The 17,681-nt window shown below is 63.8% G+C and carries 14 protein-coding genes and 1 tRNA gene; all 15 read left to right on the forward strand.

Features of this window, described 5'->3' with window-relative positions; all coding sequences use genetic code 11:
- Nucleotides 1-124 precede the first annotated feature (124 nt).
- The 15 genes from recJ (at nucleotide 125) to CAP13_RS06015 (ending at nucleotide 17,676) form a co-directional block, all read left to right on the forward strand.
- Nucleotides 125-3,427 (forward strand): single-stranded-DNA-specific exonuclease RecJ, encoded by a 3,303-nt coding sequence (gene recJ / locus CAP13_RS05945; RefSeq protein WP_085830649.1) that lies wholly within the window; start codon nucleotides 125-127, stop codon nucleotides 3,425-3,427.
- Between the two features lie 12 nt (nucleotides 3,428-3,439).
- Entirely contained in the window at nucleotides 3,440-5,830 is a 2,391-nt protein-coding gene (locus tag CAP13_RS05950) for a RelA/SpoT family protein (RefSeq protein WP_085830774.1), read from the forward strand.
- A gap of 370 nt (nucleotides 5,831-6,200) precedes the next feature.
- Nucleotides 6,201-7,670: an APC family permease gene (locus tag CAP13_RS05955; RefSeq protein ID WP_085830650.1), complete on the forward strand. Its 1,470-nt coding sequence runs from the start codon at nucleotides 6,201-6,203 to the stop codon at nucleotides 7,668-7,670.
- Nucleotides 7,671-7,787: 117 nt separating this feature from the next.
- Complete coding sequence (locus tag CAP13_RS05960) at nucleotides 7,788-9,071, forward strand: metal-dependent hydrolase family protein (protein WP_085830651.1); 1,284 nt, start codon at nucleotides 7,788-7,790, stop codon at nucleotides 9,069-9,071.
- Between the two features lie 198 nt (nucleotides 9,072-9,269).
- On the forward strand, nucleotides 9,270-10,643 hold the full coding sequence (locus tag CAP13_RS05965) for a sensor histidine kinase (protein WP_085830775.1): 1,374 nt from the start codon (nucleotides 9,270-9,272) through the stop codon (nucleotides 10,641-10,643).
- 108 nt (nucleotides 10,644-10,751) lie between these two features.
- Nucleotides 10,752-11,489 carry a LytR/AlgR family response regulator transcription factor gene (locus CAP13_RS05970; RefSeq protein WP_245798921.1) on the forward strand — a complete coding sequence of 246 codons (738 nt, stop codon included), beginning with the start codon at nucleotides 10,752-10,754 and terminating at the stop codon, nucleotides 11,487-11,489.
- Nucleotides 11,490-11,591: 102 nt separating this feature from the next.
- Nucleotides 11,592-12,302 carry an MBL fold metallo-hydrolase gene (locus CAP13_RS05975; protein WP_085830653.1) on the forward strand — a complete coding sequence of 237 codons (711 nt, stop codon included), beginning with the start codon at nucleotides 11,592-11,594 and terminating at the stop codon, nucleotides 12,300-12,302.
- 257 nt (nucleotides 12,303-12,559) lie between these two features.
- Nucleotides 12,560-13,426, forward strand: a complete 867-nt coding sequence (fba, locus tag CAP13_RS05980) for a class II fructose-1,6-bisphosphate aldolase (protein ID WP_085830654.1) — start codon at nucleotides 12,560-12,562, stop codon at nucleotides 13,424-13,426.
- A 225-nt stretch (nucleotides 13,427-13,651) separates the two neighbouring features.
- Nucleotides 13,652-13,737: transfer RNA gene (locus CAP13_RS05985), tRNA-Leu, on the forward strand.
- Between the two features lie 344 nt (nucleotides 13,738-14,081).
- Complete coding sequence (infC, locus tag CAP13_RS05990; RefSeq protein ID WP_179184957.1) at nucleotides 14,082-14,654, forward strand: translation initiation factor IF-3; 573 nt, start codon at nucleotides 14,082-14,084, stop codon at nucleotides 14,652-14,654.
- Between the two features lie 24 nt (nucleotides 14,655-14,678).
- On the forward strand, nucleotides 14,679-14,876 hold the full coding sequence (gene rpmI, locus CAP13_RS05995; RefSeq protein WP_085830656.1) for a 50S ribosomal protein L35: 198 nt from the start codon (nucleotides 14,679-14,681) through the stop codon (nucleotides 14,874-14,876).
- A 45-nt stretch (nucleotides 14,877-14,921) separates the two neighbouring features.
- Entirely contained in the window at nucleotides 14,922-15,281 is a 360-nt protein-coding gene (rplT, locus tag CAP13_RS06000) for a 50S ribosomal protein L20 (RefSeq protein ID WP_085830657.1), read from the forward strand.
- Nucleotides 15,282-15,558: 277 nt separating this feature from the next.
- A complete protein-coding gene (locus CAP13_RS06005; RefSeq protein WP_179184958.1) occupies nucleotides 15,559-16,335 on the forward strand; it encodes a GntR family transcriptional regulator in 777 nt (258 codons plus the stop codon).
- A 30-nt stretch (nucleotides 16,336-16,365) separates the two neighbouring features.
- Entirely contained in the window at nucleotides 16,366-17,067 is a 702-nt protein-coding gene (locus CAP13_RS06010) for a GntR family transcriptional regulator (RefSeq protein WP_085830659.1), read from the forward strand.
- A gap of 192 nt (nucleotides 17,068-17,259) precedes the next feature.
- Nucleotides 17,260-17,676, forward strand: a complete 417-nt coding sequence (locus CAP13_RS06015; protein ID WP_085830660.1) for a PTS sugar transporter subunit IIA — start codon at nucleotides 17,260-17,262, stop codon at nucleotides 17,674-17,676.
- Nucleotides 17,677-17,681: the final 5 nt, after the last annotated feature.

The raw sequence follows: 17,681 nt of genomic DNA on the forward strand, positions 1-17,681 counted from the left end.
CCCGAACGCCGTTCACGGGTGCGTTCCGTCACCCCTGTGCCGTATGTCCGCACAAGAGCGTATACTCAGATCCGTACAAACAAGAAGCCCGCCGAAGCGGGCACGCCCGTAGGATCTGATACATATGTCTACGCTCCAGTCGACGCGCCGCTGGACGGTTGCCGCGTCCCATTCCGAGCTTGAAGCCGAGCTCTCCCGAACGCTCAAGATCGCGCCTCTTGTCGCGCGGGTCATGGCCTCCCATGGCATCGCCTCGGTGGAGGAGGGGCGGCGCTTCCTCACGCCGTCCCTTGACCGCGACTGGGCGGATCCCCTCGCCATCCCCGGCATGGCTGCGGTCGCCGATCGCGTCTGCCGTGCTGTCCGGGATGGGGAGGCCATCGCCGTCTTCGGCGATTTCGACGTGGACGGCATCACCTCGACCTGCCTGCTCACCGAGGGGCTCCGCGCGCTCGGGGCCCGCGTATGCCCCTTCATCCCGCGTCGGTTCGGTGAGGGGTACGGCATCAGCCGCGAGGCCCTCGACCGGGTGATCGAGGCCTGCGCCCCCGATCTCGTCGTCACGGTCGACAACGGCATCGCCGCCCGCGATGAGGTTCCCTACCTTGCCGAGCGCGGGATAGACCTCGTGGTGACCGATCACCACGAGCCGGCCGATCTCGTGCCGGAAGGCGTTCCGCTCACCGACCCCAAGCTCGCAGACGAGGGCCCCTCGCGCGAGCTCGCCGGCGCCGGCGTGGCGCTCAAGCTCGTGCAGGTCTTAGGCGAGCGCCTCGGTCGCCCAGGGCTCTGGCGGCGCTATACCGAGGTCGCCGCCCTCGGTACCGTGGCCGATATGATGACCCTCACCCCGGAGAACCGCGCCCTCGTGGCCGACGGCATCGCCCGCCTGCGGGCCACCACGCGTCCGGGCTACATCGCGCTCGCGGCGCTGACCCGCACCGACCTCTCGACCGTCACCACGGACTCCCTCTCGTTCTCGCTGATCCCGCGCCTGAACGCCGCCGGGCGCATGGCCGACCCGGCCCTCGCCCTCGACCTCCTCATGGCCGAGGATCCCATCGAGGCCGGACGGCTTGCGAGCGAGCTCGAGCGCATCAACCAGGAGCGCCGCGATATCGAGGCGGAGCTCACCTGCCAGGCCCTTGCGCGCGCCGAGGAGACCTACGACGGCGGCCGCGTCATCGTGGTGGGGGGCGCGGGCTGGCACGAGGGCGTGAAGGGCATCGTCGCGAGCAGGCTCACCAATCGCTACCACGTCCCCTCGCTGCTCTTCTCCATCGAGGACGGCATCGCCCGCGGTTCCGGCCGCTCGGTGGGCTCGATCAACCTCTTCGACGCCGTCGAGCGCTGCTCGGACCTCCTCATCCGATTCGGGGGCCATGCGGGGGCTGTGGGTGTGACCTGCAAGGTCGAGAACCTGGACGCCCTGCGCGAGCGCCTGGGCGAGGTCCTCGCCGAACTTCCCTGCGAGGACTTCGTGGACACCGGGGAGATTTCAGCCGCGGTGTCGCTCTCGGAGCTCGATATCGACACCGTGCGCCAGCTGTCGCTGCTCGAACCCTTCGGCCAGGGGAACCGCACGCCCGTCTTCGCCGCCACCGGCGTCACGATGACAGACCGGGCCACCGTCGGGCGCACCGGGGACCATCTGAGGTTCTGCGCCACTGACGGCGCCGCGAGCATCCCGGCCATCATGTTCCGCGCGCCCGACCCGTCCGCGCTTGCAGCGTGCGACACCGTGGTCGATCTGGTTTTTGAGGCGGTTGCCGAGACCTGGGCGGGGCGCACCAAGACCAAGCTCATGATCAAGGACATCCTCCGCCATGACGGAGGTGCCGCCCCCGCCGCCAACGCGGAACCGGACGCTGAGGTGCCCTGCTGCTGCGCGGGCACGGGGGATGCACCCGCCGTGTCCGCCCCCGCGCCAGCCGCCCGCCGCGAGAGCCTCGCCCGCCTGCCGTATACGGAGCTCACCCGCGCCCTCGCGCACGCCCTCATCGGCTCGGCCAGCCTGCATGACGCGCAGGCACGGGCCCTCGCGGGCCTGGCTGCGGGCAGCGACGTCCTCGCGATCATGGGAACCGGCCGCGGCAAGTCGCTCATCTTCCAGATCCACGCCGCCCGCGAGGCCATCCTCTCCGGCCGCGCGAGCGTCTTCGTCTACCCGTTGCGCGCCCTCGTGTCCGACCAGGCCGTTCAACTGGAGGCCGCTCTGGCACCGCTGGGTTTGAGGATCGCCGTGCTCACGGGCGAGACCCCGGCCGCGCTGCGAGACCGCACCTTCGGGGGGCTCGCAGACGGCAGCCTCGACATCGTGCTCACCACGCCCGAGTTCCTCACGATCCATGCCCGACGCTTCGCCGTCGGGCATCGGATCGGCTTCATCGCCCTCGATGAGGCTCATCACATCGCCGAGGCCGCCCGGGGGGATCGCGCAGCCTACCTCGACCTGCCCAAGGCGTTCGCCACCCTCGGCCACCCCCGTGTCCTCGCCTGCACGGCAACCCCCACGCCGGCGGCCGACCGCGCCATCCGCGCGGTCATACCCGGCGCCCTCACCGTCACCGATGACGCCGTCAGGGAGAACCTCGGTGTCGATGACGACCGTGACAGCGCCGCCCGTGAGAACCGCCTCGTGTCGATCGTGGCAACGGGGGAGAAGTGCGTGGTCTACGTCAACTCGCGCGAGCAGTCCGTCGCGCTCGCCCGCACCCTCCGCCGCCGCGTGCCTGACCGCGCCCCGGCCATCGCCTTCTACAATGCCGGCCTCTCCCGTGCCGACCGGGGGCGGGTCGAGTCTGCGTTCCGCGATGACGGGCTCAGCTGCATCGTCTCAACCTCGGCGTTTGGAGAGGGGGTCAACCTCCCCGGCATCCGGCATGTGGTTCTCTACCACATGCCCTTCTCCGACACCGAGTTCAATCAGATGAGCGGGCGGGCGGGCCGCGACGGCGACCCCGCGAGCATTCACCTGCTCTTCTCGGCCCGCGACGCGCGCATCAACGAGCGCCTGCTCACCGACCTCGCACCCGAGCGCTCGGAGCTCGTGGTCCTCTACCGCGTCCTGCAGACCTTGTGGCGCTCGCGGGATGACCGTGCGGGAGGGCAGCTCACGGCTACGGACGCCGAGATCGCCTCTCTGTGCACGGCCATCGACGCGGGCGCTGCCCTGCCCGAGCGCGCCGTCCCCTGCGCCCTCGGCATCTTCGAGGAGCTTGGCTTCATCCGCATTCGACCCGGCGCCGTCCGCGGCATCGAGGTCGTGGAGAGCCCCGGCCGTGTGGACCTCACGCAGAGCATCCGGTACCTCGAGGGAATCCGCGCGCGCATGGCCTTCGCGGCGTTCCGCAGCTGGGCGCTCTCCGCATCCCCACGTGATATGCTTGCACGCGTCAACAGGCCCATCGTCCCCGGTGCGGAGTGAGTGAGGTTCGCCATGGACGCCGAGACTTCTGAGGCCCCTGCGGGCACGCGCGACTACATCGCCGAGGACGCTCCACTCCTCCCCACGGATCGCATGGTGCACTATGCGAGTGCCGATGACCTGCCGCCCGAGATCGGCGCGGACCACTGGGGCAAGCTCGCGGCCCTCTGCCGCAAGTATATGAGCGAGGCGGACGCGGCCAAGGTCGAGCACGCCTACTGCTTCGCCGCGGAGAAGCACGTCGACCAGAAACGGCGTTCCGGCGAGCTCTACATCAACCATCCCGTCGAGGTCGGCATCATCCTGGCCGATCTCAAGATGGATTGCGACGTGGTCTGCGCGGCCCTTCTGCATGACACGGTGGAGGACACCGAGACATCGCTCGCCGATGTCGAGGAGATCTTCGGGCCCACGGTGGCCGAGCTCGTCGACGGCGTCACCAAGCTCACCAACATCGAAGTCGACAGCATGGACGCCAAGCAGGCGCTGAACCTGCGCAAGATGTTCCTCGCCATGAGCCGCGACATCCGCGTCGTGATTGTGAAGCTCGCCGACCGCCTGCACAACATGCGCACCCTGGCGGCGCTGCGCGAGGACCGCCGCCTCTTCAAGGCCCGCGAGACCATGGACGTCTACGCCCCGCTCGCCGACCGCCTGGGCATCTCCTCCATGAAGTGGGAGCTCGAGGACCTCTCGTTCTTCTACCTCGAGCCCGTGGCCTACCAGCGCATCGCGCGCATGGTCTCGGAGAGCCGTGAGGCCCGCGAGCGCTTCCTGGCCGAGACCATCAGGACGCTCGACGACGAGCTCTGCCAAGCCGGGCTCACAGGATTTCAGATCCACGGCCGGTCCAAGCACTACTGGTCCATCTACCAGAAGATGAAGCGCAAGGGCAAGGAGTTCTCCGAGATCTACGACCTCGTGGCCCTGCGCGTCATCACCAACTCGGTGGGGGACTGCTATTCGGTCCTCGGAGCGGTCCACTCGCTCTGGCACCCCATGCCCGGGCGCTTCAAGGACTACATCGCGATGCCGAAGTTCAACAACTACCAGAGCCTCCATACCACGGTCATCGGGCCCACGGCGCGCCCGCTCGAGATCCAGATCCGGACCTACGAGATGCACGAGCAGGCCGAGTACGGCATCGCGGCCCACTGGCTCTACAAGAGCTCAGGGGGGTCCACGGCCTCCAAGACGGGCGACGCCCAACGCCTGGACGATCAGATCAACTTGCTCAAGCGCTCCCTCGACTGGGCGGTCTCAGACGATATCGACGACCCCAAGGAGTTCCTGCACTCCCTCAAGGTGGACCTCTTCGACCAGGAGATCTTCGTCTTCACGCCCAAGGGCGAGGTCATGAGCCTGCGAGCGGGCTCCACGCCCCTCGATTTCGCCTACGCCGTCCACACCGAGGTCGGCAACCACTGCGTGGGAGCCAAGGTGAACGGCGTCGTGGCCCCGCTCTCCCATGAGCTCAACATGGGCGACCGCGTGGAGATCCTCACGAACAAGGCATCGAAGCCCTCGCGCGACTGGCTCTCGATCGTGCGCACGCCGTCCGCCCGGTCGAAGATCCGCAGGTACTTCGCTGCCGCCACCAAGGACGACGATGCCGCCCAGGGCCGCGACGCCCTCGCGAAGGTGCTGCGCCGCCGCGGTTACGGCATCTCGACCCAGCGCACCACGCGGGCCCTCGCCGCCATCGCCGAGCAGCTCAACTACCGGCAGACCGAGGACCTGTTCGCCGCGATCGGCGCGAACAAACTGGCCCTCAAGGCCGTCGCCAACAAGGTGGAGGCCATCCTCGACCCCAAGTCCAAGGCCCCACGAAACGACCCGTCGGTCGATGAGGTCGTCACCGAGGCGAGGCAGCAGGCGCGGGGGAGCAACCGCCGCCCGCAGCGCACCACGCGACCCGGGAGCTCCGGCGTCATCGTCCAAGGCGGCGGAACCGATATGCTCGTGCGCCTCGCTCACTGCTGCAACCCGGTGGCCGGCGATGACATCGTGGGCTTCATCACCCGCGGCCGCGGCGTCTCCGTGCACCGTGCGAACTGCCCCAACGTCAAGGGGCTGCAGGCCCATCCCGAGCGGATGATCGAGGTGGGCTGGGATGGCGGCGCCGATGCCCTCTTCCAGGTCGAGATCGTCGTGGAGTGCCTCGACCGCATGGGTCTTCTGAAGGACGTCACGATCGCCATCGGCGATGCAGGCGGCAACATCCTCTCGGCGGCCACATCGACGAACCGCGAGGGGATCGCGACGCTGCGCTTCCTGGTTGAGATCTCGGACGCGAGCGGGCTCGACCCGCTGCTCGCGAGCATCAGCCGCGTGGACTCCGTCTACGACGCGCGACGCATCATGCCCGGCGAGGGTGCCCGGCAGATGCGCCGTCGGGGATAGGGCTCCGCCGGCGCATCGCGCCCGCTGCTCGATCTCTTTGACAGATCGCCGAAACCTGGGGCACTGCCTGCGGCGCCACCTGATAGGCCGCGTATGCGGCCGTCCCGACGCACCGCTCCCGCAACAGGCGTCCGCCTTGACCGCTCATCCCGCGCCTTGATACCGCTTGCCCGGCCCCGATTCCGCTTGCCGTCCCGTTCGTCGGCGAATCACGACCGCCTGCCTGGGTCCTCCCACCCCCGGTCGATACCAGACCGCACAACCCAAGTTTCCTCCCTATGGTGATCACCAGAGAAGGCCGCGGCCGTGACGCCGACGGCGAAGAGGGGAGGCGCGCTCGCGCGCCCACAGTTGGGAAAGGAGGAGCGGTATGGCGGATACACAGGCGGCTGCGGTCGCAGCCGACCAAGGCGGTATGAAGAAGACGCTCTCGTTGTGGAACTTCTTCACCATCGGCTTTGGCGCCATCATCGGAACGGGATGGGTGCTCCAGGTCGGCGACTGGATGGTCGTCGGCGGCGGTCCGGTCCCCGCGATGATCGCATTCCTCATCGGGGCCATCTTCCTGGTCCCCATCGGAGCGGTGTTCGGCGAGCTCACGGCGGCCATCCCAATCTCGGGCGGCATCGTCGAGTACGTCGACCGGACCTTCGGACGCGTGCCGTCCTACATCACAGGGTGGTTCCTCGCGCTGGGGAACGGCATCCTGTGCCCGTGGGAGGCGATCGCCATCTCCACGCTGCTCTCGGACATGTTCGGCACCATCCCCGGCCTCGAGTGGCTGCGGGCGGTCGAGCTCTATGAGATCCTCGGTGCGAAGGTCTACCTCTTCCCGACGATCATCTCGCTCGGGTTCGCGGCCTACGTGATCTTCCTGAATTTCCGCGGTGCCAGCTCGGCGGCGAAGCTCCAGGCCTTCCTCACCAAGGCCCTGCTCTGCGGCATGCTGCTCGCCATGGGCATCTCGATCTTCACCGGCGCTCCCGGCAACGCGCTCTTTGAAGGCCAGGTGTTCTCTCAGGTCACGAACGCGGGCGGCGGCGTCGCGGCGACGGGTGCCGACAACATCTTCAGCGGCATCATGTCCGTGCTGCTGCTCACCCCGTTCTTCTACGCCGGTTTCGACACTATCCCGCAGCAGGCCGAGGAGGCCGCAGAGGGTCTGAACTGGAACAAGTTCGGCAAGATCATCTCGCTTGCCTTGCTCGCCTCCGGCGGCTTCTACGTGGTCTGCATCTACTCGTTCGGCACGATCCTCAACTGGCACACCTTCGTCGAGTCGCCCGTCCCGGCGCTCGCCTGCCTGAAGAACATCAACTTCATCTTCTACATCATCATGCTCTCCATCGCCACGCTCGGCCCCATGGGTCCCATGAACTCCTTCTACGGGGCGACGAGCCGCATCATGCTCGCCATGGGCCGCAAGGGCCAGCTGCCCGAGCAGTTCGCCGTGGTCGATGAGAAGTCCGGTGCGCCGAAGCTCGCCTGCGTGGTGCTTGCGGTCATCACCCTCGTGGGCCCGTTCATGGGCAAGAACATGCTCATCCCGCTCACGAAGGTCTCGGCCCTCGCGTTCATCTTCTCCTGCACCATGGTCGCGCTCGCCTGCCTGAAGATGCGCTTTACCGAGCCCGACCTGCCCCGGCCCTACAAGGTTCCGGGCGGCAAGTTCGGCATCGCCCTCGCGGTCGCCGCAGGCCTGATCATCATCGCCCTCATCGTGCTCCCCATCACCGCCGAGTCGCTTGACTTCGCCGGCTGGGCGATCGTCCTGGGCTGGCTCGCCGTGGGCCTCGTGCTGATGTTCGTGACCCAGGCCGTCAACAAGGGCAGGGCCTAGGGACACGCAACCGGGCGGATGCCCACCGATCCGCATCCGCTCACGTATTCGGGAAATCGCGGGGCCTGCCGCACGGCGCGGAGGTCACGTGAGGAAAATGGATCCAAAGGAGGAACCATGGGAAAGAAGTATGCGATCGTAGGCGGCAAGCTCGTTGACGGCACCGGCGTCGAGCCCGTAGAGAACTCGCTCGTCCTGGTCGACGAGAACGGCAAGATCGAGTACGCCGGCGCGCACAAGGATGTCCCGGCCGACGGCGGCTACGAGGTCATCGACGCCTCCGGCAAGACGGTCATGCCCGGCCTGATCGACACCCACCTGCACTTCTCCGGCAACCTCACCGACGACGACACCGACTGGGTCATGCAGCCGCTCCTCGAGAAGCAGGCCGTCGCCGTCAAGCAGTCCTACGACTGCCTGACCCACGGTCTGACCACGGTATGCGAGATCGGCCGCTTCGGCATCCACGTCCGCGACTGCATCAACAAGGGCGTCTTCAAGGGCCCGCGCGTCTACGCCACCGGCCTCGGCTTCTGCCGCGTCGCCGGCCACGGTGACTCGCATCACTGCAGCCAGCTCGAGAACAAGCAGAGCCATCCGTGGGGCGATCAGGTCGACGGCCCCTGGGATCTGCGCAAGGCCGTCCGCCAGCGCCTGCGCGAGAACCCCGATGCCATCAAGATCTGGGCCACCGGCGGCGGCATCTGGCGCTGGGACTCCGGTCGCGACCAGCACTACAGCTCCGAGGAGATCAAGGCCGTGGTCGATGAGGCCAAGATGGTGGGCATCCCCGTGTGGAGCCACTCCTACAACAACCACGCCGCCGCATACGACTCCGTCCGCTTCGGCTGCGAGCAGCTGATCCACGGCTTCGACATCGACGAGCGCACGATGGACCTGATGGCCGAGCAGGGCACCTTCTTCACGCCCACCATCGCCTTCTTGCCCACCTGGTACTCCACCTATCCGCCCGTCTACGTGCCCGAGCTGCACGACAAGTACGAGGGCACCCTCGTCGAGAAGGAGCTCCAGCGCAACTACGACTGCCTGCGCGAGGCCAAGAAGCGCGGCGTGGTCATGACCATCGGCTCCGACTCGTTCAGCTTCGTGACCCCATACGGCAACTGCACCATCGAGGAGATGTACGACTTCGTCGACAAGGTGGGCTTCTCGCCGCTCGAGACCATCACCTGCGCCACGCTCAACGGCGCCAAGATGGCCCATTGCGAGGATGAGACCGGTTCGATCGAGGCCGGCAAGTTCGCCGATCTCCTCGTGGTCAACGGAGACCCCTCGAAGGACATCCACGATCTCACGCCCGAGAACATGGACGTCATCATGAAGGACGGCTGGATCGTGGACTCCGGCACCTTCGGCGAGGGCAACAAGTACTCGGCGTAGCGCAGCACCAGAGAGATCTCTCCTCTCCGCCCCCTGCTCCTCTCGGAGCAGGGGGTATTTTGCTCACCGAGGAAGTGGGGCCGCTCACGGACCTGCCCCGTCTTCGTGAGCGGCCGCTTGATATAATGTGTGCAGAGCCTGCGTCCACAAGGAGGACCCGTGCCCCGTTTCCCAAATCCCATACGGTTCTCTCAGCACATGAACCCCACGAAGGTGCTCGGGTCCGCTCAGTTCGTGATGACGGTGCTCCTGGGCCTCTGCGTCCCCATGCTCTTCGCCCTCCTCGCATGGGATATCGTCGCCGAGGTCCCCAACCCCGTGCCCGCCGTGGTGACCATCGCCGGCCTCGTGCTCCTGTGCTTCTTCTTCTCGTACGTCTTCGTCATCCCCGACGACCTCACCTCGAGCGCCACGGACCGCACCCTGGCCATCGCCTCGAAGATCTTCGTCCATACCCGCAACGGCATGTCACCGGCGGTCGCGCTCGACACCTGCCAGATCATCCTCCCCGAGACCATGGCCTCGGCCATGTGCATCACAGACGGTAGCCAGGTCCTCGCGAGCTGGGGCGAGGGCTCCGATCGCTGCAAACCGGGGCAGCCGGTCGTCCTGGAGAACACGCTGCGCGTGATCCGCACACAGCAGGTGAGCGTCTTCTCCCGCGAGGGCACCGAGGACCGCCGGTTCTTCCCGCACCTGGGAGCCGGGATCGCCGCACCGCTCATCGTCCGGGGCACCTGCATGGGCACCATGGAGCTGTACTATCCACGCTTCAGCAACATCGACATGCGGCAGACGGCGCTCGCCACCGGTTTCGCCGACCTGATCTCAACCCAGTTGGCTAGCTTCGAGCTCGAGCGCCAGTCGGAGGCGTCCGCCCGCGTCGAGCTGCGCGCCCTGCAGTCCCAGGTCGACCCCCACTTCCTGTTCAACACCATCGGCACCATCGTCTCGCTCGTGCGCACGGAGCCCGAGAAGGCGCGCTCGCTGCTGATCGACTTCTCGAACTATTATCGGCAGACCCTCTCGAGCTCCGAGGACCTCACCACCTTGGAGCACGAGATCGAGCAGGGGGTCCGCTACATCAACCTCATGCAGGCCCGCTACGGGGAGGCGCGCCTGCGCGTGCGAGCAGAGATGGACGAGGAGGCTATGGCCCGCCTGGTGCCGCCCTTCATCCTCCAGCCGCTGCTCGAGAACTGCATCAAGCACGCGATGCGCGAGGCTGATCCGCTGACGATCGACATCTCCTCGCGCGTGACGGACCGCGGTGTCGAGATCAAGGTCGCAGACGACGGCATCGGGATGAGCAAGGAGGTGCTCGAGCGGGCGCTCGAGCCGCGCGAGGCCGCCATCGACGAACCCGAGACCGTCACGGCCGACGGGTCGATCAAGCGCGGCGCCGGCCTCGCGCTCTCCAACGTCCTCATGCGGATTCACCTCTTCTTCGGTGTGGAGTCGGGCATTCGCATCGAGTCCGTCGAGGGCGTTGGGACCTGTGTGACCGTCGAGCTCGTGGGGGAACCGCACGAACCGACGCAGACCGCCCCGCCGTTGACCCAGGCGGCCTGAGGGGTGCGGCGGCTCTAAAGCGTGAAGAGGTTCCCGGAAGCCTCCGACATCCGGGAATCGAGAGGGATGCATGCGCCGGTGCATACCGGCCCGAGGGGGAGGGATCACGTGACCCAACAACTTCTGAGCGCGCTCATCGTCGATGACGAGCCGCCTATCCGCGCGGAGCTCCGCTACCTGCTCGAGCAAGACAGCCGCGTCGGCACGGTTTCCGAGGCCGGAAACGGAACTGAGGCTGTCGAGCGCATCCTCGCCGATCGCCCGGATGCGATCTTCCTCGACATCCAGATGCCCGGGATGAGCGGCATCAAGCTTGCGGAGACCCTGAAGAACCTGAAGACGCCCCCGGCCGTCGTCTTCGTGACGGCCTTCTCCGAGCACGCCGCCACGGCGTTCGAGCTGGACGCGGTCGACTACGTGATGAAGCCCGTCGAGACGAACCGCCTGTCCAAGGCGCTCGACAAGATCACCGCGAAGCTCTCGAGCGGCAGGCCTGGCACCGGTGTCGAGCGCACACACCGCCTTGCGGTCGAGCGCGGTGGCTCGCGTGCCTTCATCCCGGTGAGCGACATCTGCTACATCGAGGCCCGCGCCGACTATTCGCAGGTGATTTGCCCGGGAGGGGAGTACCTGGTCAACGAGTCGATCTCCGAGCTCGAGCGCCGCCTCACCGAGGACGGTTTCATACGGGTGCACCGCAGCTACATCGTCAACGTGGACGACGTCCACGACGTCGAGGTCTCGCGCGGTGGCCTCATCGAGCTCAGGCTCGACCGCGTCGACGCGAGCGTGCCGGTGTCCCGCCGCCGAGCGACGGAGGTGAAGGGCCGGTTGGGCATCGGGTGAGCGTGCATGGCCTGGCGCATGCCGGCATCCTCATGGGTATAAGGTGACGAGTTAAACCGAACCGCATCCCGGCGGCGACCCTGCCGCCTGAGAGGAGCCCCCATGGATGATCAGCCGGCCTCACTCGACCTCACGCCGGTCGGCTCGATGCAGATCGAGTGCATCGAGAACGGCCCTATCCAGACGAACACCTATTTCGCCCTATCAGGCGGTGAGGCGGTCGTCATCGATCCCGCCTGGGATGGGGCGGAGCTCGCCCGGCAGTTCGCCCTGCGCCATCCCGGTGTTCCCATTCGCGCGCTCATCTGCACGCACGGCCATGCCGACCATGTGGGCGGGGTTGCGGGCATGCGCCGAGTGCTCGGTGCGGACACCCCTTACCTGATCTCGCGCACGGATGCCGCCTTCGTTTCCGCGGCGATTCAACACATGAAGGAGAATTGGGGCTACGAGACCGAGGATCCCGGCGAGCCCACACGCCTCCTGGGCGAGGGCGACGAGATCGCCTTCGGCGACGTGCGTCTCCAGGTCCTCAACGTCCCCGGTCACACGGCCGGCGGCATCGTGCTGTTCTGCGCGGCCACCACGGGCAACGTGGCGTTCGTGGGCGACACCCTCTTCCCGGGAGGTCACGGCCGAACCGATCTTGAAGGCGGCAGCGACGCGGAGATCATGCGCTCCCTCGGCAAGATGGCCCATCTGATGCCGGACGACACCCTCTGCCTGATCGGACATGGCCCCACGACGACCATCGGCCAGGAGCGCGCGGAGAACCTCTTCATGATACGGGGTCTGAGGCACTTCGAGCGCTGACGGCGCACTGCAAGAGGCCTGCGATCCACCTGCTGCGCTGATGTCGCGGGAGGGGAGAACGGGGAGTCTTTGCGCAGAGGTTATGAGATTCACGCTGAGGGCCGGTCCGGTCCGATGCGAGCCCGCGCTCTCGATCAGATCCTGAAAGCTGATCTGTTCCTGACGTTTTCCCACGATGGCGCTATCGGGCCAGCGGGTATATACCATCGTGCTAAGATAAGGCCGTTTTCATAAACGGGTGAACATGGAGGTTCACGATGCTCGTAAACGCAGCTGACATGCTCAAGCAGGCCGAGGCCGGCAAGTACGCCCTCGGTGCGTTCAACACCAACAACCTGGAGTGGACGCTCGCCATCTTCCAGGCCGCTGAGGAAGCCAAGTCCCCGCTCATCATCCAGTGCACCGCCGGTGCCGCCAAGTGGATGGGCGGTTTCAAGGTCTGCGCCGATATGGTGAAGGCCGCCGCTGAGGCCACCGGGCTCTCCGTGCCCGTGGCGCTCCACCTCGATCACGGCAACTTCGAGGATTGCCATACCGCTATCGAGGCCGGTTTCACCTCGGTCATGTACGACGGCTCCCACGAGGAGACCTTCGATCTCAACCTCGAGCGCACCGCTGAGATCGTCAAGCTCGCCCACGCCAAGGGCATCTCGGTCGAGGCCGAGGTCGGCGGCATCGGCGGCACCGAGGATGGCGTCACCTCCAACGGTGAGCTCGCAGATCCCGAGCAGTGCCGTCAGATCGCCGAGCTGGGCGTTGACTTCCTGGCTTGCGGCATCGGCAACATCCACGGCGTGTACCCCGAGGATTGGGCCGGCCTCTCCTTCGAGCGCCTCGGCGAGATCAAGGCCCTGACGGGTGATCTCCCGCTCGTGCTCCATGGCGGCTCGGGCATCCCGGTGGACCAGATCCAGAAGGCCATCAGCCTGGGCGTGTCGAAGATCAACGTGAACACCGATCTCCAGCTCGTCTTCGCGGCCGCCACGCGTGAGTACGTCGAGGCCGGCAAGGACCAGCAGGGCAAGGGCTTCGACCCCCGCAAGCTCCTGAAGCCGGGCCGCGACGCCATCGTCGCCCGCACGAAGGAGCTCATGGAGGAGTTCGGCTCCGTCAACAAGGCGTAAGAGCGCCTGTATTCCGCACGTTTGTGCCCCGGCCCGTCGGCGGCGCCTCCCTTGCACCCAGGGGAAGCGCAGCCGGCGGGCTTTTTGTCGGGAAGGGTCAGCCGCTAGGTCCTCAGGAGGAGCTTTCAGTTCGACAGGGTGCCTGCGAGCAGATTCCGCCCGCACGGGAGGCACCGGCTATACGTCCCATGTGCCCGGCGGCGGTCGTGGTACTATACGTCCCATGCCCGAGTGGCGGAATGGCAGACGCAGGGGACTCAAAATCCTCCGCCGGCGACGGCGTGTGAGTTCGAATCTCACCTCGGGCACCACGGCACTTAGCGCGCTCCTTGCGCGTTCCCAAGGGGACCTGCGCCGCGCGCCGGACCGCATGCGGTCCTCCCACAGCGCTTCACAGCATTGGCCATACCGATGTGAACCAAAACCATGCAGAAGCCATGGAGCCCCTCTTATTTGTGTTATCATATATACCGCGCTGCTTCTGCAGCGGCCAAGCGGGATCTGCGGATCCCCACCTTTCGGCGCCACACGGTAGCTGTCTGGTCACACAACAGAAGATCTCGCAAGGCAATCATCCTTGCAGCTTCCCAGTCTGTGAACCCGGATGCCGCCTGTGGCTCCGGGTTTTGTTGTACAGGGTGTTTTGAACGGAGGTATGGACATAGCTAAGTCTGACGACACCCGCATTAATGACGAGATCACGGCGACGCGTTGCCGCCTGATCGGCGTCGACGGCTCCCAGCTCGGCCTCTTCTCGATCCGCGATGCCCAGCGCATCGCCGACGATCAGGGTCTTGACCTGGTGGAGATCGCGCCGAATGCGGACCCCCCGGTTTGCAGGGTCATGGATTACGGCAAGTTCAAGTACCAGCAGGCCATGAAGGCCAAGCAGGCACGCAAGAACCAGTCGCGCGTCGAGGTCAAGGAGATGAAGTTCCGTCCCAAGATCGACGTCGGCGACTATGAGACCAAGAAGGGCCACGTGCTGCGCTTCCTCAAGAAGGGCGCGCGCGTGAAGATCACCATCATGTTCCGCGGCCGCGAGATGGCCCATCCGGAGCAGGGTCTCAACGTGCTTGAGCGCCTCGCGGAGGATCTCAAGCCCTTCGCCACGGTCGAGAGCGCCCCGAAGCTTGAGGGCCGTAACATGCTGATGCTCCTCGCCCCCATCAAGGGCGCGTTCGATACGGATGACGCCGGCGATGAGGACAGCGATAGCACGAAGTAAATACAGGAATTGAAGGAGAGTTTCATGCCCAAGATGAAGTCGCACAGCGGCACCAAGAAGCGTTTCCGCCGCACCGGCACCGGCAAGCTCATGCGTGCCAAGGCGTTCAAGAGCCATATCCTCACCAAGAAGACCACGAAGCGCAAGCGCAATTTCCGTCAGGAGGGCGAGATCGCCGCAGCCGATAAGAAGGTCGTCACCGCCCGCCTCGCCGGCCGCTAAGCCGTCTTCCAAACCCACCTTTTCACGACTAGGAGTTGATCAGATATGGCACGTGTCAAGCGCGCAGTGAGCGCCAAGAAGAAGCGCCGCACAATCCTCAACCGCGCCAAGGGCTATTACGGTCAGGCGTCGCGCAGCTACAAGTACGCCAAGGAGCAGGTGCAGCACTCGCTCCAGTATCAGTACCGCGACCGTCGCAACAAGAAGCGCGAGATCCGCAGCCTGTGGATCACCCGCATCAACGCCGCCGCTCGCATGAACGAGATCTCCTATTCTCAGTTCATGCACGGCCTCAAGCTCGCTGGCATCGAGCTCGACCGCAAGGTCCTCTCGCAGATGGCCTATGAGGACATCGAGTCCTTCAACGAGCTCGCCACCATCGCCAAGAAGGCCCTCGAGGGCTAACTCTCGTTCAGCTATTTGCGATGTAGAAAGGGCACTGTATAGTGCCCTTTTCTTTTGCCCCGCGTGTCGGGCTTCCTTTTGTTGGGATCAACCTTGCAGTTTACCGATGCCACATATCTATGTGCAGTTTTGTTACCGCTCCGTATTATGGCGTGCGGTTGTTACCCATATTCCCATTTGGTTCCAATGTGAAAGTGCGTTCACGTGTTTATAAACAATACGAAATAGTATGTTATAAACATACCTTAGTGGATCGAGAATAGTGGAGGGAATTGCTGTGTTGTGTAGGAACAGTTCGTGCCCTCTGTATCTCCAGGTTGCGCAAGATCTGCAGACTCGCATCGAATCGGGTGAATTCGCCTCGTCTTCCATGCTTCCGTCTGAACAGGATCTTTGTGTGACATATTGTGTGAGTCGTACGACGGTTAGGCGTGCATTGAGTCTAATGGAGGAATATAACGTAATCTCGCCGCACCAAGGTAAAGGTATATATCTTCAGGAGCCCAAACTGCCCGATAGCCTTGCGTTTCCTCAGGGGTTTACCCAATACTGCATTGAGCATGATATTCCGATAGCCACTCAAATCCTTGTCCTTTGCCGGTCTATTCCAACTCCTTATGTTGCGCGACGGCTCCAACTCGCTCAAGGGGATGCCGCTGTATTCCTCAAGCGCCTCAGAACTCTCAAAAACGTTCCGGTGGCACTCGAACAGACTTGGCTACCGTTTGAGAGGTTCTCGTTTCTCCTGAATACGGGGCTTGAGATTGACTCGCTATATGAGATGATCGAGCAACATACAGACATCCATATTCGGGGTAACATCTCTCCCTCCATTGTCTTGAAGTCGGAGCTTGCGTTGGCAGATGATGCCGAGTTGTTGCAACTTGCCATGCCTGCTGCCGTGTTTGTTGCGGATGAAATCGTCAATTCGACAACGGGATCGCCGATACTCTTCACCCGCCGTATCTTACGAGGTGATTGCTCAAAGTACTATTTTTCGAATCGGGCAAACCAGCTGAGCATCCTGGCCGAACTTGTTCAAGACAAAAACTGATGTGCATTAGTTTGTAAAAGGAGGAATACTGTGAACGCCAATAGCGCAATCCCACTATATAAGCAGATCGTAAGGTACTTGGATACCCAGATAAAAGCAGGTATCTATGGGCCGGGAGATAAACTTCCCACGGAGAATGAGTTAATGGAGAAGTTTGGGGTGAGTCGGATCACAGTTCGATCCGCTGTAAAGGAGCTAGAAGACGCTGGAATTGTTGTTCGAGTTCGAGCAAAGGGTACCTTTGTGTCATCGGATCGGGATATGTATGCCGCGGACGATCGCGAAAGCTTCAGCTGTTCGTGCCGGATGGCGGGAAAAGAGCCTTCCACAAGGCTGCTATCTCTTGAGTGGGTGTATCCAAATCTACGCGACCGTAAGTTTTTTCATATCGAAGAAGACGAGAGTATTCTTAAAAGCAGACGCTTACGTTTCGTTGATGGCGAGCCAACGATGCTGGAGACAAATAGCTACGGGGCTTCTCTCGCATTTTTAGAGCACGAGAACCTAGAGGGGTCAATATTTGAAATCTTGAACGCACGATGCGTTGCATTGGGTAGTAATCTGCGAACCGTTGAGGTCTGCTATGCAACTAAACTTGAGTCGACACATCTTGGAGTCAAGGAGGGCTCAGCGCTATTGCTGTTTGTCGATAGATGGCATGACGAGTACGGTGAGCCGCTATTTATATCGAGACAGGTATACTGCACTGAGCGCCTCAAGTTTTACCTGTAAAAGTCAGACTGACGGTTATGCGGCCATAAGGCAGAGAGTTTTGGACGCACAGTCTTCTGGCGACATGGGCGCCGTTGTCCGCTTATCTTCTACCGTTTGCCGATGGTACAGCGATCTCAGCGCTACATAATGCATTTAATCTGATACTACTTCTAACAATACAAACCATAACATTATGTTAGGAGATAGACAGTGAATAAAATACTGCTTGCGAGCCATGGTCCTCTTGCGACTGCAATGAAAGCGGCGGCAGAGCTTTTTACTGGACCGACAGATAGGATCGAAAGCATATGCGCCTATGTTGATGAGGCGTCTATGGATGTAGGCGTGCTCATTGATGCTTGGTTGGCGTCGCGCCACGTAAACGACCGATGGGTTGTGATCACGGATATTTTTGGTGGATCGGTGAACAATGAATTCATGGTTCGAATGGCGGATGGCGGCTTCATGCTCATCGCCGGTATGAATTTGGGATTGGTCATCGAGTTGGCGTGTGGGCTAGACAGACTTAGCCTCGAAAACGTTGAACAGTCTGTGGAGCAGTCTCGTGCGGGCATCGTATTCTGCAACAACCTTGCCACAGCAGGTGGGGAGGATGAGGAGTTCTGATTGCA

The organism is Collinsella vaginalis (assembly GCF_900176655.1).
Classification (GTDB): Bacteria; Actinomycetota; Coriobacteriia; order Coriobacteriales; family Coriobacteriaceae; genus Collinsella; species Collinsella vaginalis.